This is a genomic window from Ningiella algicola, from assembly GCF_028401415.2.
In the GTDB taxonomy this organism is placed as follows: domain Bacteria; phylum Pseudomonadota; class Gammaproteobacteria; order Enterobacterales; family Alteromonadaceae; genus Glaciecola.
In genome coordinates this window covers 38913-61191 of record NZ_CP171821.2, presented here as the reverse complement: position 1 = coordinate 61191, position 22279 = coordinate 38913, and the positions used below count along the sequence as shown (strand labels likewise).

Annotated in this window: 26 protein-coding genes; 14 read left to right on the top strand and 12 right to left on the bottom strand. The window is 43.9% G+C overall.

Annotated elements, in window-relative coordinates; translation table 11 throughout:
- Positions 1-219: 219 nt before the first annotated feature.
- The 3 genes from PN836_RS00310 to PN836_RS00300 all read left to right on the top strand — a co-directional run bounded on the left by PN836_RS00310 (position 220) and on the right by PN836_RS00300 (position 753).
- Positions 220-381: a hypothetical protein gene (locus PN836_RS00310; protein ID WP_395342226.1), complete on the top strand. Its 162-nt coding sequence runs from the start codon at positions 220-222 to the stop codon at positions 379-381.
- Between the two features lie 14 nt (positions 382-395).
- The gene (locus PN836_RS00305) at positions 396-548 is read left to right on the top strand and encodes a hypothetical protein (protein ID WP_395342224.1); all 153 of its coding nucleotides are present in this window, start codon (positions 396-398) and stop codon (positions 546-548) included.
- A gap of 73 nt (positions 549-621) precedes the next feature.
- Positions 622-753 carry a hypothetical protein gene (locus PN836_RS00300; RefSeq protein WP_395342222.1) on the top strand — a complete coding sequence of 44 codons (132 nt, stop codon included), beginning with the start codon at positions 622-624 and terminating at the stop codon, positions 751-753.
- A gap of 2 nt (positions 754-755) precedes the next feature.
- On the opposite strand, the gene PN836_RS00295 is transcribed toward PN836_RS00300, so the two are convergent.
- The 3 genes from PN836_RS00295 to prmB are packed head-to-tail and all read right to left on the bottom strand — an operon-like array spanning position 756 to position 4208.
- A complete protein-coding gene (locus PN836_RS00295; protein ID WP_395342220.1) occupies positions 756-2048 on the bottom strand; it encodes an MFS transporter in 1293 nt (430 codons plus the stop codon).
- A 58-nt stretch (positions 2049-2106) separates the two neighbouring features.
- On the bottom strand, positions 2107-3204 hold the full coding sequence (aroC, locus tag PN836_RS00290) for a chorismate synthase (RefSeq protein WP_395342217.1): 1098 nt from the start codon (positions 3202-3204) through the stop codon (positions 2107-2109).
- Between the two features lie 8 nt (positions 3205-3212).
- Positions 3213-4208: a 50S ribosomal protein L3 N(5)-glutamine methyltransferase gene (prmB, locus tag PN836_RS00285; protein WP_395342215.1), complete on the bottom strand. Its 996-nt coding sequence runs from the start codon at positions 4206-4208 to the stop codon at positions 3213-3215.
- Between the two features lie 97 nt (positions 4209-4305).
- Between prmB and smrB the strand changes: the two genes are divergently transcribed.
- Positions 4306-4857, top strand: a complete 552-nt coding sequence (gene smrB, locus PN836_RS00280; protein ID WP_395342213.1) for an endonuclease SmrB — start codon at positions 4306-4308, stop codon at positions 4855-4857.
- 53 nt (positions 4858-4910) lie between these two features.
- Here the strand turns inward: smrB and PN836_RS00275 are convergent, their stop codons facing one another.
- Complete coding sequence (locus PN836_RS00275) at positions 4911-5033, bottom strand: DUF3149 domain-containing protein (protein ID WP_395342211.1); 123 nt, start codon at positions 5031-5033, stop codon at positions 4911-4913.
- Between the two features lie 227 nt (positions 5034-5260).
- Positions 5261-5539 (bottom strand): DUF6471 domain-containing protein, encoded by a 279-nt coding sequence (locus tag PN836_RS00270; RefSeq protein WP_395342209.1) that lies wholly within the window; start codon positions 5537-5539, stop codon positions 5261-5263.
- 256 nt (positions 5540-5795) lie between these two features.
- On the opposite strand from PN836_RS00270, the gene PN836_RS00265 reads away from it, so the two are divergent.
- From PN836_RS00265 to PN836_RS00240, 6 genes are all read left to right on the top strand, one after another.
- Entirely contained in the window at positions 5796-6185 is a 390-nt protein-coding gene (locus PN836_RS00265) for a DUF2170 family protein (RefSeq protein WP_395342207.1), read from the top strand.
- Positions 6186-6197: 12 nt separating this feature from the next.
- Positions 6198-6878 carry a PspA/IM30 family protein gene (locus PN836_RS00260; RefSeq protein WP_395342205.1) on the top strand — a complete coding sequence of 227 codons (681 nt, stop codon included), beginning with the start codon at positions 6198-6200 and terminating at the stop codon, positions 6876-6878.
- Between the two features lie 130 nt (positions 6879-7008).
- Positions 7009-7653, top strand: a complete 645-nt coding sequence (locus tag PN836_RS00255; protein ID WP_395342203.1) for a YjfK family protein — start codon at positions 7009-7011, stop codon at positions 7651-7653.
- A 55-nt stretch (positions 7654-7708) separates the two neighbouring features.
- Entirely contained in the window at positions 7709-8122 is a 414-nt protein-coding gene (locus tag PN836_RS00250; RefSeq protein WP_395342201.1) for a DUF350 domain-containing protein, read from the top strand.
- A gap of 28 nt (positions 8123-8150) precedes the next feature.
- Positions 8151-8777, top strand: a complete 627-nt coding sequence (locus tag PN836_RS00245) for a DUF1190 domain-containing protein (protein ID WP_395342199.1) — start codon at positions 8151-8153, stop codon at positions 8775-8777.
- On the top strand, positions 8778-9956 hold the full coding sequence (locus tag PN836_RS00240) for a glutathionylspermidine synthase family protein (RefSeq protein WP_395342197.1): 1179 nt from the start codon (positions 8778-8780) through the stop codon (positions 9954-9956).
- A 13-nt stretch (positions 9957-9969) separates the two neighbouring features.
- Here PN836_RS00240 and PN836_RS00235 read toward each other — a convergent pair whose 3' ends face one another.
- From PN836_RS00235 to PN836_RS00225, 3 genes are all read right to left on the bottom strand, one after another.
- Positions 9970-10551 (bottom strand): hypothetical protein, encoded by a 582-nt coding sequence (locus PN836_RS00235; RefSeq protein WP_395345379.1) that lies wholly within the window; start codon positions 10549-10551, stop codon positions 9970-9972.
- 436 nt (positions 10552-10987) lie between these two features.
- The gene (gshA, locus tag PN836_RS00230; RefSeq protein WP_395342196.1) at positions 10988-12565 is read right to left on the bottom strand and encodes a glutamate--cysteine ligase; all 1578 of its coding nucleotides are present in this window, start codon (positions 12563-12565) and stop codon (positions 10988-10990) included.
- A 36-nt stretch (positions 12566-12601) separates the two neighbouring features.
- The gene (locus tag PN836_RS00225) at positions 12602-15490 is read right to left on the bottom strand and encodes a M16 family metallopeptidase (protein ID WP_395342194.1); all 2889 of its coding nucleotides are present in this window, start codon (positions 15488-15490) and stop codon (positions 12602-12604) included.
- Positions 15491-15768: 278 nt separating this feature from the next.
- Between PN836_RS00225 and PN836_RS00220 the strand changes: the two genes are divergently transcribed.
- Both PN836_RS00220 and PN836_RS00215 read left to right on the top strand, forming a co-directional pair.
- Positions 15769-16317: an Hpt domain-containing protein gene (locus PN836_RS00220; RefSeq protein WP_395342192.1), complete on the top strand. Its 549-nt coding sequence runs from the start codon at positions 15769-15771 to the stop codon at positions 16315-16317.
- A gap of 60 nt (positions 16318-16377) precedes the next feature.
- Entirely contained in the window at positions 16378-18036 is a 1659-nt protein-coding gene (locus PN836_RS00215) for a TIGR01621 family pseudouridine synthase (RefSeq protein WP_395342190.1), read from the top strand.
- Here PN836_RS00215 and PN836_RS00210 read toward each other — a convergent pair.
- Together PN836_RS00210 and PN836_RS00205 are read right to left on the bottom strand one after the other, a co-directional pair.
- Complete coding sequence (locus PN836_RS00210; protein ID WP_395342188.1) at positions 18033-18896, bottom strand: tetratricopeptide repeat protein; 864 nt, start codon at positions 18894-18896, stop codon at positions 18033-18035. The two genes, PN836_RS00215 and PN836_RS00210, sit on opposite strands and share 4 nt — an antisense overlap.
- A 99-nt stretch (positions 18897-18995) precedes the next feature.
- Positions 18996-19370, bottom strand: a complete 375-nt coding sequence (locus PN836_RS00205) for a hypothetical protein (protein WP_395342187.1) — start codon at positions 19368-19370, stop codon at positions 18996-18998.
- Positions 19371-19664: 294 nt separating this feature from the next.
- Here PN836_RS00205 and PN836_RS00200 point away from each other — a divergent pair, with 294 nt between their 5' ends.
- Positions 19665-20177 (top strand): RNA polymerase sigma factor, encoded by a 513-nt coding sequence (locus tag PN836_RS00200; RefSeq protein WP_395342185.1) that lies wholly within the window; start codon positions 19665-19667, stop codon positions 20175-20177.
- On the top strand, positions 20170-20751 hold the full coding sequence (locus tag PN836_RS00195) for a hypothetical protein (protein WP_395342184.1): 582 nt from the start codon (positions 20170-20172) through the stop codon (positions 20749-20751). Before PN836_RS00200 ends, PN836_RS00195 begins: the two co-directional genes overlap by 8 nt.
- A gap of 9 nt (positions 20752-20760) precedes the next feature.
- Here PN836_RS00195 and PN836_RS00190 read toward each other — a convergent pair whose 3' ends face one another.
- Both PN836_RS00190 and PN836_RS00185 read right to left on the bottom strand, forming a co-directional pair.
- On the bottom strand, positions 20761-21045 hold the full coding sequence (locus tag PN836_RS00190) for a hypothetical protein (RefSeq protein WP_395342182.1): 285 nt from the start codon (positions 21043-21045) through the stop codon (positions 20761-20763).
- A 198-nt stretch (positions 21046-21243) separates the two neighbouring features.
- Positions 21244-22113, bottom strand: coding sequence for a hypothetical protein (locus PN836_RS00185; protein ID WP_395342181.1), 870 nt, complete (start codon positions 22111-22113; stop codon positions 21244-21246).
- Positions 22114-22279 lie beyond the last annotated feature (166 nt).

Genomic DNA, 22279 nt, shown 5'->3' with positions numbered 1-22279 from the left:
AACTCCTTTTTTAAAAGAAGTAATTTCCACCAAATACTCAAGCATTATTATTCTACGATGCTGATTTTTAATTCCTCGCTTTTACGCGAATGGTCGCCTTGCTACCAGCACGAATTACTCTACGAAAGGCCAGTTTTATATAATCTAGAATTACCATAATATAATTATCGTTCTTGGTGCTATTCAAGAATGTCAGGTATTAATCAAATAAGGATATTTATGAAAGAAATTTGTTCTAATAAACTAGAGACTGTAACAGGTGGCAGTGCTGCTTTAGCGTTCACGCTATTAACGGGTTACCTTGGTTCGTTCAACGAACTAACCGAATTTGGTAGTGGGCTTGGAGCTGGTATTTATGACGCTTTACACAAGAAACACTAGAGGAGGATCTATTGATGACAGAAATAAATGATTCAAATCTAGAATTAGTATCTGGTGGCTACACAGTAAGAGATCTCGGGTATGATGTGGGATACGGAGCGGCATACGTTGTAAGTGGTAACGCCGGCAGAGACTTAGGCGCTTGGCTATATGAGAAGCTAAATTAGTGTAAAGCATATATGTATATGGCGGTAGATTGTATCTACCGCAAACTCGCTCGAAACTAGGAGAATTCTAAAAATGACCAAACGTCAAAAGACCATTATCTTTGCAATCTTAATATTCATGCTTTTTATAGCTGGATTTGACAGCATTGTAGACTTTTTTGCGGGAATGGCAGATGGAGCATCTGACGCTTTGAACGACAGCTAACATTATTTAGCCTGCTCTTCACCATACTCTCTATCTTCGTCTATAGCCAAGAAGCAAATAGCGCCAATAAAGGCACAAGCAGCTGCTAAGAAAAAGCTTACCACCGCCCCTGCCCCGTCCTGCCAAGTAAGCCCCGCTATATAGCTACCGGCTGCACCACCGAAGCCAAATGCAATGCTGACGTACAAAGCTTGCGCCCTGCTCTGAAATACCTTTGGAAAAGTTTGCTGAAGATAGAATACTGAGACCGCGTGAGTTAAACCAAAACTCAGTGCATGGATAAGCTGAGTAAATACTATCACTGCGGTGAATTCTGCAAACAATCCCAGCAGTAACCATCGCATTGCTGTAAATAATAAGCTAAATACCAACAAGGCTTTTACGCCAAATCGCTTTATCAAGCGACTCGCATGTATAAATATTAACACTTCAGCGGCAACGCCGAGACAGATAAAAATGCCCGTTTGCATGCCGCTGTATTCGAGCGATTGCATATATAGCGTGAAGAAGTTATAGAAGCTTCCAAAGCTCATTTGTAATAGTGTATTTCCTAGCAAAAAAGCAATAAAACCTAAGGTCCAAATTGGATTTACTCTTAATGAATCAGATAGCGTTTTTGCTTGTTCAAGCGAGTTTGAAACAGCCTTGTCATAAGGCTGTGTTTTCTCATGCGATAGCTCTGATACAAGAGGTTTTTGATGGTTCCCCGACACAATTAGCATTGAGGATATGAACAAACCTGCAAGCGTCATTATGGAAGCATAAACAATCACTACAGGAGCGAATACATCTAATAAACTTCCCACGCTGAGTGTGCACAGCATAAAGCCAATACTGCCCCATAGCCTTACCGCACCATAGCCTCTTTTACTCTCGGCTGTCGCTTGTGATGTGATTACCTCTAATTGCGGAAGTACGGCAGTCCAAAACATCATCATGCAGGAAAAGGCTAGCGTCATTCCCCAAAAACTATCAACAAACAAAATGCTCACAAAAGTCAACAAGCACAGTAGGCAACCAAAGCGAAGTACCTCACCTGCTTGACCGCTTCTGTCCGCGTAATTAGCCCACAGGTTGGGGCCAATAATTCTCGATAGCGCCACAATCGCGAGTAATGTGCCAATTTGAGAGGAGCTTAAGCCTTTGTCGTCTAAATAGATGCCAACGTAAGGTACAAACACACCCAATTGACCAAAATAAAAGGCGTAGGTAATACTCAGCAAAATCCGGTTTTGTCGTGCGGTATAAACGCCAGTGTTTAGATCGGCAAAGGAGCCTAAAAGCTTTGCTAGCAAGCGGGTGGCCACCTTTTTAGTTGCTGGTTTTCAGTTCACTGCCTGCATGCGCTCGTCATTAGCGCTGAGCAGGAATAACAGGCGTAATGGATTTAGCATCTGAGTTTTGCGCACGATGTCGAAGCAGGTGGTCCATCAATACTAAGGCAAGCATTGCCTCAGCGATTGGCACTGCACGAATACCGACGCAGGGGTCGTGTCGCCCTTTTGTGATCACTTCTGCAGCATTACCGTGCACGTCAATGGTATCGCCAGATATAGAAATACTTGATGTTGGCTTGAGCGCAATATGCACGAGTATTTCTTGTCCGGTAGAAATACCGCCAAGCACGCCACCGGCATGATTGGTATGGAAGCCCTCAGGCGACATTTCATCACGATGCTCTGTCCCTTTTTGCGTGATCACATCAAAGCCATCACCCACTTCTACACCTTTTACGGCATTTATTCCCATCATCGCATGAGCGATGTCCGCGTCTAAACGGTCAAACACTGGCTCACCAAGCCCCACCGGCACGTTGATAGCGGATACGCTCACTTTTGCGCCAATCGAATTTCCTTCTTTTTTAAGGCCACGCATATATTGGTCAAGGGCTTCAAGCTTGCTTTCGTCAGGGCAAAAAAACGGATTTGTATTCGTAATGTTATGATCAACGGTCTCAACCGCAACCGGTCCAAGCTGTGAAAGATAGCCACGGACTTCTATGCCGTAAGTTTGTTTCAAATATTTTTTGGCGATACCGCCAGCGGCTACTCTTACTGCCGTCTCGCGGGCCGATGAGCGCCCTCCGCCGCGGTAGTCTCTATCGCCAAACTTTTGTTGATATGTGTAATCGGCATGGCCTGGTCTAAAGGTGTCTTTAATTTTTGAGTAGTCTTGACTGCGCTGATCTGTGTTATTAATCAACAAGCCAATGCTTGTGCCTGTGGTTTTGCCTTCGAACACGCCAGATAGAATCTTGACTTCGTCCTCTTCGCGCCGCGCTGTAGTGTAGCGGGAAGTACCCGGTTTGCGGCGATCCAAGTCACCTTGCAAATCATCTGCGCTTAACTCCAATCCTGGAGGACAGCCGTCTACTACGCCACCAATCGCGAGTCCGTGACTTTCGCCAAACGTTGTGACGCTGAATATTTTTCCAAAGGTATTACCTGACATCCTGCTGCTTACTCCAACTCATCTAATATGTCTTGCTGCGCAAGTAGCTGCGCCTTGCTGATTGCGAATATTCCACTGCCTCCGCGTGTTAATTCGCACCACCTAACTTCGAGCTCTTTAAATCGCTCTTTAAAATTCACTTCGCTGTTGCCTACTTCCACAAACAGCCAACCATCGTCGCATAAATGCTCAACTGCCTGCGTAACAATTTGCATACTCAAATCAAGCCCATCATAGCCTGAGGCAAGGGCATGCTGCGGCTCGTGATGGTACTCTTTGGGTAAATCTGCCATATCTGGCGCGTCTACATAAGGGGGATTCGCAATAATTAAGTCGTATTTCTGCCCCTGTAGCTCGGTAAACAAATCTGAGCAAATGGGATAGACACGTTCTTCAAGCTGATAGTGCGCTACGTTAATTGAAGCCACTTCCAAAGCATCCATATCAATATCTACTGCATCAATGGCCGCGTCGGGATATTCTCTGGCAGTAGCAATAGCAATGCAGGCACTTCCGGTGCACATATCGAGAATGTGGGAAGGATTGAAATGCTGAGATAGAAATGGAGAAAAACGTTTTTCGATTAGCTCTGCAAATGGCGAACGCGGGATCAGCACGCGCTCGTCCACATAAAAGGGCATGCGAGCAAACCATGCTAAGTGGCTGATATAAGGTAAAGGCTTAGCAAAATGCGCTCGCTGTTCTACCCATTCGCAAAGCTTAAAACGTTCATCTAACGTTAAATGACTTTGATATAAGGCCTGTTTTTGCTCATTAGACATTTGCTCGTCGTTAAGCATCTCAAGTGGAAGTTCTAATGCTTGGAATACAAGGTGTTGCGCTTCGTCCCAAATGTTGTCCGTACCGTGGCCCAAATACACATCATGTCGCTGACATTCGCTTATTGTAAAGCGTATCCAATCGATAATGGTCGTTAGGTGAGCCGCGAGTACATCGGGTTTTAGGGCTTCACGATCTTCGTTTTGAGTAAAGTCGGTATTCATTAGTGTATGGAGGCTGATGTGATCTTGCGCGCAAGTTATAAGCTAATTGCGCTATAATACTGTTTATCGCAGTAAATTTCGCAAAAAATTTATCCTCATGGCTAAAAAACAAGTCCCGCCTGACAAGAATGACCCAACATTGGATTTTTCGTCCCTTTTTGCAGATGCTAAGCCTGTGGTTCACAACCAGTTTGTACAGGACGCACGAGAACGTCGGGCGCTTTTAAAAACGCCCATTAAGCGAGTTGCAAAAGAAATTAAACAGCGCAGTGCATCATTTGAGTTTTCAGATGGGTTTGAAGCCGCATTTGATACTAGCAAAGCACTTAAATACGCCAGGCCAGAATTAAGTGCAGAGCAAGGCGTCAAGCGACTTCGGCGCGGCGAAATTATTCCTGAGTTAATACTAGACCTGCATGGACTGAACACTCAAGAAACTAAGCTTGAGCTTGCAGCCGCAATCAACGAGGCACTTCGCAAACACTACGAATGCATCAATATTATCCACGGCGTGAGCGGCGGCGTGCTACGCCAAAAAGTCCCTAACTATTTGGTACAGCACCCCAAGGTGCTCGGTTTTCACCAAGCACCGCTGGAATGGGGAGGCAAAGGCGCGCTGCTCGTGCTAATAGAGTCAAGCGTATATTAACGTGGATCCAGCTTGAGAAACGCCGGTTGCCCGAAATTAATACGCCTTAAATGCTAAGCGTCTTCTTTTACGTTATGGATAAACAAGTACACATAATACGCACAAATCGCGCAAACCACGCCAATACCAAGAACTGAACCCCAAGCGACTGGATCTGAGAGTAGTAAGTCCAACATGATGTTTCCTGCCTTTTTGATTGAACACACATGCATTTTTACAGACAATTCAGATAAAAAAGATGATCAAGATCAAAGTTGGCAGCGCTCGAAACAAATGGTGAGCTTTTTATTAATCTAGATCAATATTTCAGGCTTAATCTTCGCAAATCAAAATCAATATGATAGCGGTGCTGTAATAAAATGCTTTGTTTCCAAGTTGGCAGAAAGCTTGGCAAAAGCTGCTCCTACTTGACCTTGATTTTCGCAGATAATTGACCGCCAATGATTTCAAGCAACAGAAAGAACAGACCCGCAGACAAGGCATGACCCGATACTTTATTGCGAAGATTGCTTGAACTAAGCACAACGCCTCGATTTTCCAATTGCGCAACAATGTCGTCATAGGTCATTTCATTTTCAACCATGAGTGTTTTTATGTGCAAACTGCACGCCTTTGCATAGGGTAAGATTGACTTCTTGTTTGTGAGGCTTATATTAGCTTGGCTGAGGTTATTTTCGTGCATTTTAGTCTACCGTAGTGGCCTCTAAAAATAGATTGAGTAGAGTATACTTTTAAATGCAATTAATACAAAACAAATGTTTTAAATAGATGCCAAAGGCAACAAATGAATTATTTTTGCAATAAATATGTTGCAAATAAAAATAAACTTGCTAGTATCAATAACCAGTTGCACTCGTTGCACATAACACCGAATGCTTTTTTATCAACATTGAATTCATCACAGGTGATAAACAAAAGCGTTGTTAATGGAGAACAAAATGACAGATAAGCGCGACCACATCCTTTCGCTCATGAACGAGCAAATTAATTTCACGGCAGAAATCGAAGGAGACTGTATCGATGTTTCAAATGATGAAGGACTTGATGCGTTTTTAGTGGTAGGTGAACAACAGATTGTCGTGGAAACGATTCTCTTTCCTCTTAGCGCTGTCAAAGACACTGCAGCTTTAGACGCAGAAATTCTGCGAACACATCGCTTAGTGCCATTATCAACACTCGCCGTTTCTCATATTGGTGATGAAGAGTATTACGTGGCGTTTGGTGCGCTGTCGGTAGACAGCAAAGACGAGGTTATTGTAGAGGAAGTGGAAGCGCTGTTTGCGAATGTTCCAGAGTTTTTGGAACTGTATTCAGAGCATTTGAACTAGTAGGAGTCAAATATGAGTTTAGGTAGATTATGGTCAGCATTAAAAGGCCACACAAACAAGGCACTTGAAGACGCAGCAGATACGCAGGCTCTTACTATCCTTGATCAACAAATACGTGAGGCAAAGCAAGAGATTCAGCAATGCGGTCAAAGCCTGCATTCAATCGCAGCCAAGCGTAAGCTATCGCAAAATAAGGTGGCATCATTGCAAGCAGATATTGAAAAATATAGCCAAAGCGCAGCGGAGCATGCAGAAAGTAATCGTGAATTAGCGCTAGAATGTGCGCAGCGAGTGGGCGAGTTAGACGGTTTAAAAGCCAGCGAGCAAAGTATTCTCGATAGCTATATCAAGAATGAAAGTACCCTCAAGTCAAATCTTGCTACAGCCAAGAACAACTTGCGCATGCTTGAACAGCAGGTTGACCAGGTAAAGGCCACGCAAGCCGTGCAGAAAGCGCAGGTTGCAGCCTCAACCCACTTTGATGGTGGTAACTCTAAAGTGAAAACGGCATTAGATAGTCTTGAACGAATCAAGCAAAAGCAGGCCGAGAAAGATGCCGCAATAGAAGCTGCGTCTGAGCTTGCTGAACTTGAAACCGGTTCAGATCTAGATGCTAAACTTCGCAACGCCGGCGGAAGCGGCGGTGGTTCAAGCGAAGATATGCTGGCGAAAATTCTGGCTAATAAAAAATAGCGATGTTTACCTTGCATAAATATAGGAAATGAAAGCGCGCTCATCTTGAGTAAAGGTGAGCGCCTTTTTTGTTTTAGCTACTGCTTTATCGCAAGCTCAATCGTGCAATGAATTACGAGGCAAATGGAATATGTTCAACCTTTTCAAAAAAAAGCCCGAGCCAAAGTCCGCGCTGAACAAGCCAGAAGTAATGGGGCTTTGTGTCGGTTCAAGCTTCGACATAGACAAACTTTCTTTTCAACTCGTGCTCAATGAGCTTATGATTCAAGATGTGGCAGACACGCAGCTTATCCTGGCAGCTGGGCGTGTTGATTTAGGCTCAACCATACTGCTGCGATTCTACACAGACGATGAGGCCTGGCTGCAAGTGGTCTGTGAAGGCAGTGAGTCTGAAGAAAACATTGTAGACCTTACCCTATTTCACTATTTCGATACCCTTCATGTGAATGCCAGCGAATGGGATGATTTGCTAAATAGGAAAATTGGTGTGCCCTTTTATCACTTCCAAGACCAAGCTTACACGCGGGTATGGACGAGTACATCGGAGTATCATCCACCCGTTGCAATGCAAGAAAAAACTTATGATGATAGCGAAGAAGTGAGCGAAACGGATCAATTTGTGATGCTGTTTGAGCGTGAGCTAAGCGATGGCTCTTTTGAGCAGCTATACTTATCCGGTGAAGAAAGCTTAAATGACCAAAACCAATTGGAAAGAAGCTTAGTGATAAGCACTGGCGTAAAACTCTCGCCCACTCAAATTAGAGTAAACGGATAAACGATTTAATACCCTTTAAACACGGATTTCATTTCAACCTTAGGAGAATATTTACATGGAAAATTATGATTTATTAGCTGGCTTAGCCAACTTTGCAATGTATTTTGGACTTGCCCTTGTTTTTCTAGTGATATTCAAAAGTGTGTATGGACTTGCAACCCCTCACGCTGAATGGAAGCTCATTAAAGAAGAAAAGAACACCGCAGCTGCCGTTGGATTCGGGGGCGCAATTATTGGCTTCGCCACTGCGCTGGCGGGCGCAGCCAGCAATTCAGTTAGTGTTGTTGATTTCGCTATTTGGGGTCTGGTGGCATTGGTAGCGCAAGTCATTGCCTACTCTATTGTGCGCTTTATATTTATGCCAAAAATTGCTGAGCGCATCGAAAAAAATGAAGTGAGTGCAGGTATCGTATTGGGTGCAACCAACGTTGCCGTTGGCTTAATCAACGCTGCGTGTATGAGCTATTAATGGGGGCGCTGTCATGGAAAAACATATCATGAAAAAAAGTGCCTTGAAAAGAAGCGCTTTTTTAGATCTTTCGTTAATGCGCAAACGCTCACGTCATTTTGTGCTAGCGCCAATTTCGCTCGCTGTTCTAAGCGCTTGCTCAGGCTCTAGCGAAGAAGAAGTGAAGTTTGTCAGCTCGGTCGATGATTGCACTAACACAACTAGTTTAAGCGAAGACCAATGCCAGGCTGCTTATGAACAAGCCTTAACAGACGCAAATTCAACTGCGCCGCGCTACCAGTATCAGCGTGATTGCGAAGCCGAATTTGGGAATTGCCAGCAAAGCGGCAGCTTTTTTATTCCATTCATGACCGGCTATATCGTCTCGGAAGTTATTGACGAGGTGGGCGACTCTCTTGAGCGAAAGCGTCGATACAATTACTCTTATCCTGCCTATTTGTATTCGGGCTCTGGTCGTTATCGTAACAAAATAATGACGGCCGATGGCTTCGTGGTGGGATCACCCGGTCAACGCTCTTATCGCGTGCCACGAGAAGCAGTGAAACCAAAGCCAGCGGTCACGCGCACTATTTCTAGAGGCGGATTTGGCTCAAGTGCATCAGCTAAAAGCAATTGGGGGAGCTCTCGCTCAGGGAGTAAAGGCTGGGGAGGCTAAATGCTTCGAGTACCCTGTGATGAGCGTGAAGACTGGCAATCCTTGGCACATGAGTTTGGCTTTAAATTTCACACCATGTATGGCGAAAAATACTGGGACGAAAGCGCTTATTATCAGTTTACCTTAGAGCAAATTGAACGCGATATAGAAGCACCTACCGAAAACATTCATCAAATGTGCTTAGAAGTTGTGCAGCGAGTCGTGAATGACGAGGCGCTGCTGCGGCGTTTCGCCATTCCTGAGCAGCAGTGGGAACTACTTAGAGATAGCTGGAAAAACGGCGACCCCTCCCTTTATTCACGCCTTGATTTTGCATACAACGGGCGCGGCGACGCAAAGCTATATGAAAACAACGCCGATACGCCCACGTCTATCTATGAGACGGGCTTTTGGCAGTGGCTATGGCTTGAAAATAAAGTGGATAGCAAGCTTGTACAGCGCGATGCCGATCAATTTAATTCGGTTCAAGAGAAGCTGGTTAATCGATTTAAAGAGCTCAATGCGCTTAATCCAGACCGAATGCTTTATTTTGCCTGTTGCAAAGATACTGAGGAAGATAGAGGCACCGTTCAATACCTTGAAGATTGCGCAAAAGCCGCTGGATTAGAGACCGCATTTGTCTACATCGAGGATATTGGAATGGACGCATCGCAGCGCTTCACCGATTTGGACAATCAAGTGATCACGTGGATATTTAAACTTTACCCATGGGAGTTTATGTTTGAAGATGAATACTCCACCGCCTTAGGTAAACAAAACACCCGCTGGCTCGAGCCACCATGGAAATCCATTATTTCTAACAAGGCACTTTTACCGATGTTATGGCAAATGTTTGAAGGCCACCCCAACCTACTACCGGCTTTTTTTGAAGATGAGCTGGGCAAAGTACCTAAGGGTATGGATTTAGTCAAAAAACCTATATTTTCGAGAGAAGGTGCAAATATTACCTTCACCGACTCGCGCGGCAGGCCTATTGCCTCCTCTGATGACTCAGATGGCCCCTACGGTGAGGAAGGTTTTATTTTTCAGCAAAACTATCCACTTCCCATTTTTGAAGATAATCACACCTTGATTGGAAGTTGGCTGATTGATGATCAAGCTGCGGGCATTTCAGTGCGCGAGGATAAGCAAGCTGTTACTCAAGACATGAGTCGATACTTGCCTCATATTATTTACTAAACCCGGATTCAGGTTAAGTAAACAAGCGCATAAACCAACCTTTTTGTAAGTCATCCTCACAACCTTGTAGTTGCGCCGCATAGCGCTTAGAGCGTGAATCGACTTTATTGGCTACGTTAACCAGCCACTGCTTCTTGCGATAGCTTTTGCGTTTATAACCGCCCCAGCCTTCGTGATAATTTAAATATTGTGAACCTGCGTCCCACTTAGAAATGCGATTAATACTGTGGGTTTTACTGATAAACCAACCCATGAAGTCAATTGCATCGTCAAAGTCATCTCTATCAGCAAAGCGATTTTTTGTCTCTCGCTTGTAATCATCCCAAGTCATGGTCTTTGCCTGCGCATAGCCGTATGCGCTGCTCACTCGTCCCCACGGGATAAGCCCAAAGAAAACATAATCTCGTGGCGGCAGGGCATCATGGCGAAATGAGCTCTCTTGGTACATCATTGCCATCGGAACATGAATGGGAACACCCCATTTGTCTTTCATGTCAGAGGCAGCGTCGTACCAATCGTCTTTTTCTTCAAAAATATGGCAGATATTTTCCCGGCTAGACGGTTGGGTGGTGGTGCATGAAGTCAAAACTAGCATCACGACACCAAATGTCAGTAAATTTTTGATTATTTTATGCATACGACTGAACTTTGCATCCAAACTAGACTCGTACCAATGTGTGTTTAAAACACATTTTAATTCCTTAAATGAAGTGTGTTCCCTGTGTGTTTTGGCCCGAATTCTTTTCGGGCTTTTCTTTTTTTAAGACTATCTTGTCAATAATAAATTCTACTTAACCTGAATCCTGTTTAAGGAATGGTGCAAGCGATTGTTTTACATGCCTAAATTAATTTTTACACTCAGTGCTGCTAGAATTGTGAAGTACAAGGCGCAAAAGTCACGTAATAGTTATTCTATTGCTGGCTTTTGCAACGCAGTAATTCGCAATTCTAGCGGTACTGAGCGCCGTTTATTAAACGGGATTCAGGTTACTTATTTTAAATATTTCTAACACTTTCCATCCCGACACTCCCTATTTAGCGAAATAGTCCTTCATGAAGTCATCGAAACTTCTACTATCACCCGCTTCCACTTTGGCTTGAGCCTGTAAAGAAAGTTCAGTCTGTCGCTTAAAGTCAGTATCGTTCATGTGGGAGTAATTCATAGCATGCGCAAACCCTTTGTATTCTCTCGCCAGCTCCATACCTAGAATACTGTTATCTATTTGATTGGATTTTAGCGTACCCAGCCACTTACCAGAAAAGCTTTGTTCAGGATCTTGTACCTTAACCTGCTCTACAGAAATGGCATTGCCGTAATGCGATACCTCATTGGTAGCATCGAGAACAGCCGCAATTTTTTTCAAATCGTCAAATATAGAAGACGCCCAGCTTTTCAGGCTCAAGGCGTTTCCTTTTTGACTCAAAGTCAAACCAGGTTCTCGACCTTTGAGTACCACATCAACAAAGTTTTGCTGATTTTCATCATTTTGCTGAGCATCAAATGATTCTGATGGTTGGAGCAAACAATATAATAGAAAAACATCTAAGAAATATATCTGCTCAGCATCTATTCCTACAGGAGAGAATGGATTGACATCCAGTGCGCGTATTTCCAGATAACTCACCCCCCTATCTTCAAGGGCATCGGTAGGTTTCTCTAGGGAGCGTGCCACTTGTTTAGGACGAATAGGTGAATACAGTTCGTTTTCAATCTGCAAGACGTTTTTATTGAGCTGGTCCCACTTACCACCTTCGCCCGCTGCGATGTGTTGATATTGCTCTGCAGGCATATTAATCGCATCTCGAAGCGTCGAGACGTAGCTAGACAAATCGTTATAACAAATCTGAAGGCTCGATTGGGCAGAGCTTGTATAACCTAAGTCACTCATTCTCAAACTGGTGGCGTGCGGCAAGTACAGTGTCCCTTTACCCACTGTTTCAAATGCGTGAGGCACTTTTCTATGGTTGATAAATGAGCCGCATAGCGCTGGGGAGGCGCCAAACAGGTAAGGGATCATCCATGCAAAGCGTTTGAAGTTGCGCACCAGAGCAAAGTATTGTGATGAAATAGAGGTCTTGTTGACGTCTTTACCATGGCGTTCACACCACAGCTGCCAAAACGTGTCCGGTAATGAAAAGTTAAAGTGAACGCCACTTATCACCTGCATCATACTACCATAGCGATTATGCAAACCTGTTCGATACACCTCTTTCATCTTTGCAACGTTAGAGGAGCCATAGCGTGCAATTGGAATATTGGTGTGCTCGTCGATAAAGCACGGCATACTCATAGGCCAAAGATATTCATCACCTATACTCTGGTAAGTAAATTTATGAATATCAATTAGTTGCTTGATGGTTGTTGAGATATTGCTCTCTGGCGGCGTAATAAACTCAAGTAAGGATTCTGAAAAGTCAGTGGTTATCCAGTCATGGGTAAGTGAAGCACCAAGCGCTGGTGGGTGTGGCGTTTTTGCTAGGCTACCATCTCCATTTACTCGAAGTGTCTCACGCTCTACGCCGTGTTTAATATCCCTTAAGCTTGCTTTTACTGTAGATTGCTCTAAAAACGCTAAGGCCTGCTCAAAATGTTTGTTTGAATCGCTCAAAAACTCTGCCCATTATTTTAATTGTTGTTTATGTTGCTATCGTGGCACGTCAATTAATACAACTTCACGTCCAAAATCACTGAGCCCTTCTAGCAGAGAATCAGCATCGCCTACTACCACAATATCCATAGTGTCGGTATCTAACCATTTTTTTGCAAGTTGATTTAGCTCGTCAGTTTGAATTGTTTGAATAATCGCTTGTTGTTTTGCAACGTAATCACTATCCAAATCCCGTGAAATCATGCTGATCAAAAAGCCTGCTTTTTGTCTGGGTGTTTCATATTTCATTGCGTCTGATTGGGTATAGGCGTTTTTTAAAAAGACGAGCTCATCCTCGGTCATACCCGATTGCTGATAGCGATTAATTTCACCCAATAGCTCAACAATGCTTTGATTCGTATATTGCGCCGCCACATCTGCACCGGCTCTGAAATAGCCTAAGGTCTTACCGCCAACAAATGCACTTTGTGCACCGTAAGTATAGCCCTTGTCTTCTCGCAAATTAAGATTGATTCGACTATTAAACATCCCCCCTAAGGGAAAGTTGGACAAACTTAGTTTTAAAAATTCACCAAAAGCGTCGTAGGTTGGTGCTTGCTTAAAAATGGAGATGACCGACTGAACCGCGCCAGGGTTATCTACCAGATATATCTTACCCGGCGCTGTACTCGCCTCTGGCGCATAATTTGGAATAATATAGTTATTAGATTCCCAAGCAGATATTGAATCAAGCATTTCAAGGCTCTGAGCCTTGGTTCTGTCTCCAACCATCACTATCGTGGCATGGTCGGGGCGATAAAATTGTTCATAGAAGGTTTTCACATCATCCAGTGTAATGGATTCTAGTGATTCGAGAGTACCTGAATCAGGCAAACCTATTCGCGTATCGGTACCATATAAGACTTTATTCTTGGCTCTTGACGCCAGCACAGAAGGATTTTTAAGCTGCTGCTGCAAGCTTTGCAGCGTGCGCTGTTTTGCTAGCATAAAGTCAGCTTCGGTAAACGCAGGGTTAAATAGACGCTCCTCTAGCAGCGTCATGGTGGCGTCGATATACTTAGTCAAACTCGTCACATATACGTTGGTGTATCTGCCAGAGGCACTAACTGCAATGGAACTGCCTAATACAGACAGTGCGTTTGAAAACTCCTCTGCACTATAGTTTTGCGTGCTTTCATTCATTAATTGAGAGGTAAAAGCGGCTAAGCCGGGTTTTTCCACGGAATCGAGTAAAACCCCGCCTTCCATGCTGATGGTAAGCGATATGGTTGGCGTTTCATCGCTTGAAATGCCAACAAGCTCAATGCCGTTGGCAAGTTCCTCACGCCAAAAGCCAGGCACACTTACCGGCTTATTAGCATCTGCCACCGGTGCTATGCTGCGATCAAAATCATCGGGCGCATTTTTGTTGTCTAGCGCCACAGTGTGTGACTTCAAGCTTTCAACACTATCGTCAAATACTCGCTCTGGGAGTACAAAATTTTGCGGCGCAACGGCTAAATCGACTCCACCTTGAGGCACAACACTGAGGATGACGGCTGGCTTACCTTTTACATATTGTTCATATACACGCAATACATCTGCTTTGGTCACCGCGTTGTAACGCTCTACAATGACGTTGACTTCATCTGGCGTGCCATTAAACACCTCGCCATCAATTAAGGCGCGAACTTTTCCAGAAACGCTTTGCAGGCCGAATATTGTGCCTGCTTCTATGCTGCTTTTCACGCGGAGTAAATCATCATCTTGCGCGCCGCGCTTCTCGAACTCGTTAAGTGTTTGCTCGATAATATCGTTTAGCTGCTTCAAATTAGACACCGCTTGCGGATTAGCAAGTGCCAAAAGCTGAAATTCACACGCTAGCTCGCGACAGGGGTGAGCTGCGAAAGCCTGAACCGCTAAACCATTTTTCACCATATTTTTGTAGAGCAATGAGGTTTTCCCTGCCCCCAAAATGTTAGCCAGCACATCAAGTGGCGCCTCGTCTGGATGACCGGCATAAACGGTTGGCATGGTCACTTGCAGCAGAGGCAAATGCACTTTATCTTCAAGCGTGATGTAACGCGTAGTATCGAGTTGGGCAGGCTGTTTTGGCGCATCTTCAACCTCTGGTCCGCGCGCGATTGGCCCAAAATACTGTTCGACCCATGCTTGTGTTTGCGCAATATCGATATCGCCGCCAATCGCAATAACGGCGTTATTTGGCCCATACCAACGCTTAAAGAAGGCTTGCAAATCTGCTAACCCTACTCGGTCTAGGTCCTCAACATATCCGATAGTAGACCACGAATATGGATGACCAATTGGATATAGCGCTTCTGCAGTGCGTTCAGAACGCAGACCATAAGGCTGATTGTCCACGCGCTGCGCGCGCTCATTTTTAACGGTATCGCGCTGATTCTCAAACTTTTCTTGTGTCACCGCGGGCAATAAAAAGCCCATACGATCGGCTTCTAACCAGAGAATTTTTTCCAGTTGGTTGGCCGGAACACTTTGATAATAGTTGGTTATGTCTGAATTAGTGGAGCCATTTAGATTGCCACCGGCTTCGGTCACAATTTTAAAATGCTCTTCATCTGCCACATTCTGCGACCCTTGAAACATCATGTGCTCGAAAAAGTGCGCAAAGCCAGAACGGCCGTATTCTTCTCGCGCCGACCCCACATGATAGGTCACATTCACATTCACGAGCGGGTCGGATGCATCTGGATGAAGAATCACGGTTAAACCGTTCTCTAACTGGTACTTGTAGTGAGCAATTCGCTCCCCCTCAAGCACAAGCGAATTAGATGGGCTGGCGCTTTGAATCTCACCTACTGTTTCAAGTGGTGATTCGGCCTGTAATGATGATTGCTTTACAGAACAGGCATTTAAATATGCGGCGCTGACGCAAAGCACAAGAGCAAGCGAGTAGTGTTTTTTCATGAATTCCTTAATGGATTGTTTTGAAGGTGTTGCGAGACTTGCCATTGTAAGCTCAGGGCATGAAGTTTTGAAAGCCGCTGTGAACCCGTCCTTGGGCGCTCAGCGAAATCATCCATGATTTCGATGCTTTCAAAACTTCATGCCCTGAGCTTACAATGGCAAGTCTCGCACTAATATGATGGTTAATTTGAACACATTTGTAAAAGACTTTGTCGTCATATGGCTTTTGTATTAAGCTCACAACTTCATTATATGGTCGATAAAAGGTACGCGTAACTGTGCAACAGACCCTACCGTTAGTTGATTTGAGCTTCGGTCTAAGCCAATTAAGTGGTAATAGCGAACTCCTTCATAAGATGCTACATAAGTTCAAGGCAGAATTCGCTGATTCCCCAACTGAGGTGCGCGAGCACTTAGCAAACAATCGGCATCACGAAGCAAAAATGCGTGTGCACACGGCCAAAGGAATAACCGGTAATTTAGGACTCACAGCCCTATTTCAATGCTGCAAAACCCTCGACGCTCAAATAAAGCATGAATCGGTTGATGCAGATATGGTCGATGAATTTGAGCGATTGATGGTCGCAACATGTTCAGCCATTAGTGAGCAACATTTCGACAGTGAAGTGAACGCTAATGTCGAATATATTGATGGCGCAAAAGTGCAGCTAGAAACGCTGCTTAAACGTCAAGAGTTTATTGACGATGACTTGCTCAACAATCTTGTTGGATCCTTAGACATGCATGACGCTGCAAAAGCGCAGTTCATTGAGTATGTTGAAAAGCTTCAATATGATAAAGCAATTGATATGCTGTGTGCCCTGTAGAGCAATATCGCATCCATATCAAAATTGTAGTGCTAATCCTTAAATCTTCATACCATTAACATGCGCCCTCCACATATTCCCGTTGTTTACCAGCATCAAGACTTCGTTGTGGTTAACAAACCAAGCGGTGTTGGAATGCACGCTATATCGCAATCAGATTCTGATCATGAAAATTTTGCCATTCTTGACGTGTTACAAACGCAATTAGGGCATCGATTTCACTTGTGTCATCGTCTAGACACGCCCACCAGCGGCTGCTTACTGCTTGCCAAAAACCCTAAAAGCGCAGCGCTAATTGGAAAGTTGTTTGAAACGCGCAAGATACAAAAATACTATATTGCCCTGAGTGATGGTAAAGCGAAGAAAAAACAGGGTAGTATCATAGGAGATATGCAAAAAGCACGTAACGGTGCATACAAGTTAACGAAAACCCGAAACCACCCCGCGATCACGCAATTTGTGTCATCCTCGGTTGGTAAGGGTCTGAGAGCTTACTTGTGCAAACCTTTATCCGGTAAAACGCATCAAATAAGAGTGGCTTTGAAATCAATCAGTGCACCTATTTTAGGTGACAAACGTTACAAAGGTACTGATGCTCAGCGACTTCATCTACACAGTTATGCCCTAAAGTTTGATTACAATGGAGAGCTCATAGAAATCGTCTGTTCACCGCCTGATGACATGCTCAGTAATTCTGCTTTGCAGGCATTGCCCAATACTTGGCGTCAGCCATGGCAACTAGACTGGCCGCGGCAGCCCGCAAAGGCACGCCGCCTTGAGGGTGCGAAACAAAATTACCGCGTCGGAATTGTCGGTCATGGCGCCATTGGACAAGGTTTGGCTAAACTTTTTGACCTAAAAAACCAAGCCAATATTGATTATGTATTTCTCACTCGCGATGACAAACATCACGCAATAGAAAAAAGCATCCCTCTCAATGCATCTGGCATTGCAGACGGCCTGGCGTTTGCAAAATTAGATGCGCTAATCATTCCGGTAAAATATTACAGCCTTGATGATCTTATCACCAGCCTTAGCAAGCTGGCATCTCATACCGATATTATCCTTTTGCAAAATGGCTTTGGGGGGCATAAAAAACTTATCAAAGCCTTTCCGGATAATCGTATTTATGCTGGCAGCACAACCGACGCCATTGTTAAACAAGAGAATGGGCGTATTCGCGTTAATGCTAGGGGTGAGCTGCGCATAGGAATGGTTCACGCTGGACGTGGTGAACTGCCCTTATCTGGTCATGCACCCGTCAATGCAATCCTTAACGCTCACCCCAGCGGCATATGGGATGACAACGTTGAACTCAGCCTTTATCGAAAGCTTGCGGTAAATGCGGTCATTAACCCTTTATGCGCAAAGTATCGATGTCGTAACGGTGAAATACGCGCATATCATAATGAAATCGAGGCGGTGAAAGCAGAGGTGTTTTCGGTATATTCTGCGCTTTGTCTAGCGCTAGATTTGGACAAGCTGAGTGAGCACATAGACGATGTGATTGAACTTACGAAAGATAATTATTGCTCCATGTATCAAGATTTATATAGCACTCAAAATGCTAAGCAAAGCAATGGAGACAAATGCGCTCGACAGACAGAAATAGACGGGATTTTGGGAACGATTATTAAGATTGCGCACGAAAAGCACATATCGCTTCCCATTATTGAACAGTTGTATGCGTACATACACTCGATAACGTCGAAAGCTTAGTCTCGTCTAATGGGTAAGGGTAAGACTCCACCAAATTCTCGGGGGTCTGTAATGACACGCTCACAACGTCTCAAACGCAAGCAGTGACCAAATGCAAAACGGGAGCTTCCACCGCTAGTGTAAAGGCGAGACTGAGATAAGTAGTTTAACACAAGCTCGACTGTTTCTTCTGCTGAAGGGCCGTCGACCGTAATGCGCTCGACAGAATCGTCGAATGCGCGCGGTAAAGAGCTTGAAACGTTTACATTATTTGTTTTCGCATTTGTGTTAGCGCTAGGTTCAGCGCTGTGCTGTTGGATTTCGTCGCGATTGGCTGTGCTTGGCGAAGCAGACTGTGCACCCTCAATAATGGTGAGTAGATCACGCGCGCCTCGAACACCTTGTTCAGATGCATACGATAGATACTCGCGCGCCTTAGTTAAATCTACTTCAACAAATTCACCGACAGAATAAAACAGCCCAAGATAATATGAAGCAATGGCTACGCCATCTTCAGCAGATTGTCTTAGCGTCTCTAGTCCCTCTTGCATATCTTGATTAACCCCATGACCGGTTAATTGAAGTAGCGCATATTTGACGTCAAATACCCCACCTTCAATCCTTGCAACGCGCCTTAGCATTTGCGCCGATTTCTTCATACTGCGCTCGGTACCATAACCCTCAGCATACATCACCGACACCAAATTCATAGCGGCTACGCTTCCGTATCGCGCGAAATTGAATGCCTCTCTGAAGCTACGTTGGCATTCAACGGTGTCGCACTCTTGAAGCGTAAAGTCTTGGTTTGCAGCAGTTTCATATGCAGATGATGTTGACGCTAGCACCAGCGCAGGAATTAAAACCAAAAAGTAACGATACATTTTCTCTCCATCAATAAACGCTAGGGTCTGTACACTATAGTTACAATACATGATTAAAATTAGAGCACAAAATGCAATACAGCAAATGACCGGTTTGGCTTACAGTTTGGAGATTTCTCGCTCAAGTTCATATCGCGGCTCTGTCACAATCCTTTCTAATATGACAATTCTCTCGCGCAGACTATTCATCTCCTTTTTCAGAATTTGATTCTCTTTAAAAAGACTATCTGCCTTAGTACCATCTGGGAACGTGCTTGATCCATCACTTTCCGAGTAGCCACTTTCAGACGAAAACATGTGATCGAAATAAGCTGAAGATTCTGTGCTTGCAGATATACTTCGCTTCAATGGCGTTGATACCTCTCCATTGAACCAAGCAATAAAGCTTGTCTGGTATTTTTTATCCAGTATTCGCAAGCTAAGGTACAAGGCGACTAACGAAGTCAGTATTAGGATTACTTTATAATCTATCATAACGTCCTCTCTTAATTATCAATATATAACCTGCTTAAAATTGATTGGGTCTCATATAAGTAGTCTGAACGAATGCAAACTTATTACAAAAATTATCATTGAATCGTGAATGATTTAATAAATCTTGTAATAATAATGATAAAAGCGCGACTATATAACCGGAATCCTGTTTAAGAAATGGTGCAAGCATGTGTTTTACATATTTTAATCTATTTTTAACACTCAGTACCGTTTCTTAGATAGGATTCAGGTTATATATGTAGATGTCTGACTCAATAGGCCAAAGGCGAAAGATTGAAACCCTCGTTTGAACAAGTCATGGATGAATATGGCCCGCTGCTGTCGCGCGTTGCGAGCGGTTACGAGGCAAATTTAAGTGTTCAACAGGAGCTGTATCAGGAAATTTGCGTAGCTATATGGCAGAGCTTACAACGCTTTGAAGGGAATGCTAGTCTCAAAACCTATATTTTGCGAGTAGCCCATAACCGATGCATCACGCACGTAAACAGTGAAGCAAAGCGGATTAGGAAAACTGACGATATTACTGACGACCTTGCCTCATCAGATAGTCAACGACTAGGCAAACAAAACCTGCCTGAAACTCAGATAATCAGAAATCAAGCGGCAGAAAAAATGCTTGAGGCCATACGAGAGCTCAATATCAGCTCAAGACAAGTCATTACCTTGTTTCTAGAGGGCTTAAGCTATGAAGAAATTGCGGAGGTCACGGGTTTGAGCAAGAGCAATGTGGGTGTAATGATCAATAGGATCAAAAAGCAGTTGATGGGGAATTTACATCGTGAATAAGCAAATCCCGAACGATACTGAGGCAGATGACTTAAGCAAACTATGGCAATCGCAACCGGCCCATACTGTTGACATCAATGAAATTAAACGTCAGGCGAATTCACAAAAGATCAAGCAACGTGTTTATATGGCCTCAGATATATTGAGCTTGACGCCATTTTTACTGTTTGTTTTCGTCGACCTCAATTTAAGTCTTGTCCTGAAAATCTTCATAGGCTTCGTATTTCTCTCAAGCCTCATTATGGTCGGATATTTTGTCAAATTGCGATGGCAAGGCGCGTTTGGTAACGCACAAGACACGAATAAGTACGTTTCATCGTTAATCAAACAGTACAAAAACAACGCTCTGATAGCACAGATCAATAAACATGTTGGCTGGATGGTCACGCCTCTAGCGATAGGCGCTATGACGTATGTTCATGTCGTTGAAAGAGCAAATGTTGACGAAAAAATTGATAATATACTTATTTCGTCTGCCTTCATTACCTTATTTTCCGTGATTTGGTGTATCTGGGCGCATAAACGTCAAAAGCGCTTTGAAAAACAAGCGAACGACTTACTGGGTCAATTCTAACATTGGATCTTAACGTTTCTTGTTTCTTTTACGCATGGCCTTAATCTCATCCTTGTCGTCCCATACTAATGCGAAGGCTAAGACAAGCAGCAAACCTAAATAGAAATAAGAAGGGTGAATCACACTCTTACCTGCATCGGAGCCAACAGCGTTGATGCTCAACGCTTCTGCTGCGCCCTTCCCTAATTCAATGGATTGCGCACTAGATGCACCAAACAATCCGATAAAACAATAAGCAGTTGCCGTTAGCGCGAGCACTGTAGCTGCTGTTAAAACGATATTAGAGATTTTCATGATAGCCACCCGTTGTGAAGTGTTAGCTTATGTCCTTTCATATAAAAATTTACGCCAACGAAACGCGAAGGTTGCAGCACACTTAAGTTTTTCATTGTTTTCTTGCTATGACAAAACCCAAAAAAAGCGGGCATTCCAAAAAAGAATGCCCGCTGGACTTATAGCGCGAGATCGATATGCGCTATTAAAGGACCTGGTTTAAAAAGCGTTAGATTTAGTTTTACGACGTGATATCAGCAATAACAAGCTTGCTGACAACAGCGCTATTGTCGTAGGTGCAGATACTACGGCCGCTTGAGGCTCTGAGTAGAATAAGTCGTCAAGCACCACTAAATCGATGCCTGCGGCCGTATCATCCGCTAAGCCTAAGCCAATATCGGTATTACCGGCAGTGATGTTAACGCGAAATATAGGGGCGATTAAATCATCAAAAAACACACCAAGGAACGATAAGCCTTCAGAGTTAGTTTCAACGGTATGAGAGCTCAGCAAGTTGTCATTGATATCGAATAAATCCACTACGGTGCTGCCAAATATATCCACATCGCTAAATATTGCGCCAAACCCGCTTACGGTTGCAGGCGTGCTGTCTGCAGGGATAAAAAAGTTTACGTCAAAGGAATTAGTGCCAACTGGCGTAAACAAACGCGGCGCACTAAAGGTTTCGAATTGATCTGGGTTGTCTGCATTGAAGGTATCAAATTCGTTATCGATACCGTCATTACTGACTCTAAACTCGTTGTCGTTGCTATTACTAAATACCGCGCCGCGAGTTGGTGGAAAAGCGGGATTGTTAAAAAAGTCCGCAGGCATGTCGAAGGGTACAATACCTGCGTCCCAGTTAATTTGCCTTCGACCTTCAGAAAATGGGCCGGGCGCATTGCCATTGTTTGGGTCACCCAATGCAGCTTGAAAAGCGCTGATGGTGTCACCGAAATTTGCGTTTGAACTTACATCTGAAAATACAATAGGGGCGGCTTGTAACTGAGCACTAAACAGCCCGCTTAGAAAGACTAAACATGCTGGTTTAAACGCTTTGAAAGCACAAGACTTATTAAAAATAGCCATGAATCATCTCCGTTAATTAAATAAGGTGTTGTGCATAACAAGACCACTACCGTGTCAGACTCAACATTAAAGCTTTACGCCAAGAATTTGATTAAGTTGCGAAGAAAATTAAATTTGTGCTTTTTTTTGATTGCCCTTTAAAAAACGCAAAGAGCTAAAGATATGA

Excerpts from the sequence above, each read along its gene's own strand:
- PN836_RS00310 (WP_395342226.1), top strand. The coding sequence starts at position 220 with ATGAAAGAAATTTGTTCTAATAAACTAGAGACTGTAACAGGTGGCAGT.
- PN836_RS00305 (WP_395342224.1), top strand. The coding sequence starts at position 396 with ATGACAGAAATAAATGATTCAAATCTAGAATTAGTATCTGGTGGCTAC.
- PN836_RS00300 (WP_395342222.1), top strand. The coding sequence starts at position 622 with ATGACCAAACGTCAAAAGACCATTATCTTTGCAATCTTAATATTCATG.
- aroC (WP_395342217.1), bottom strand. The coding sequence starts at position 3,204 with ATGTCAGGTAATACCTTTGGAAAAATATTCAGCGTCACAACGTTTGGC.
- prmB (WP_395342215.1), bottom strand. The coding sequence starts at position 4,208 with ATGAATACCGACTTTACTCAAAACGAAGATCGTGAAGCCCTAAAACCC.
- smrB (WP_395342213.1), top strand. The coding sequence starts at position 4,306 with ATGGCTAAAAAACAAGTCCCGCCTGACAAGAATGACCCAACATTGGAT.
- PN836_RS00275 (WP_395342211.1), bottom strand. The coding sequence starts at position 5,033 with ATGTTGGACTTACTACTCTCAGATCCAGTCGCTTGGGGTTCAGTTCTT.
- PN836_RS00270 (WP_395342209.1), bottom strand. The coding sequence starts at position 5,539 with ATGCACGAAAATAACCTCAGCCAAGCTAATATAAGCCTCACAAACAAG.
- PN836_RS00265 (WP_395342207.1), top strand. The coding sequence starts at position 5,796 with ATGACAGATAAGCGCGACCACATCCTTTCGCTCATGAACGAGCAAATT.
- PN836_RS00260 (WP_395342205.1), top strand. The coding sequence starts at position 6,198 with ATGAGTTTAGGTAGATTATGGTCAGCATTAAAAGGCCACACAAACAAG.
- PN836_RS00255 (WP_395342203.1), top strand. The coding sequence starts at position 7,009 with ATGTTCAACCTTTTCAAAAAAAAGCCCGAGCCAAAGTCCGCGCTGAAC.
- PN836_RS00250 (WP_395342201.1), top strand. The coding sequence starts at position 7,709 with ATGGAAAATTATGATTTATTAGCTGGCTTAGCCAACTTTGCAATGTAT.
- PN836_RS00245 (WP_395342199.1), top strand. The coding sequence starts at position 8,151 with ATGAAAAAAAGTGCCTTGAAAAGAAGCGCTTTTTTAGATCTTTCGTTA.
- PN836_RS00240 (WP_395342197.1), top strand. The coding sequence starts at position 8,778 with ATGCTTCGAGTACCCTGTGATGAGCGTGAAGACTGGCAATCCTTGGCA.
- PN836_RS00235 (WP_395345379.1), bottom strand. The coding sequence starts at position 10,551 with ATGCTAGTTTTGACTTCATGCACCACCACCCAACCGTCTAGCCGGGAA.
- PN836_RS00225 (WP_395342194.1), bottom strand. The coding sequence starts at position 15,490 with ATGAAAAAACACTACTCGCTTGCTCTTGTGCTTTGCGTCAGCGCCGCA.
- PN836_RS00215 (WP_395342190.1), top strand. The coding sequence starts at position 16,378 with ATGCGCCCTCCACATATTCCCGTTGTTTACCAGCATCAAGACTTCGTT.
- PN836_RS00210 (WP_395342188.1), bottom strand. The coding sequence starts at position 18,896 with ATGTATCGTTACTTTTTGGTTTTAATTCCTGCGCTGGTGCTAGCGTCA.
- PN836_RS00205 (WP_395342187.1), bottom strand. The coding sequence starts at position 19,370 with ATGATAGATTATAAAGTAATCCTAATACTGACTTCGTTAGTCGCCTTG.
- PN836_RS00190 (WP_395342182.1), bottom strand. The coding sequence starts at position 21,045 with ATGAAAATCTCTAATATCGTTTTAACAGCAGCTACAGTGCTCGCGCTA.
- PN836_RS00185 (WP_395342181.1), bottom strand. The coding sequence starts at position 22,113 with ATGGCTATTTTTAATAAGTCTTGTGCTTTCAAAGCGTTTAAACCAGCA.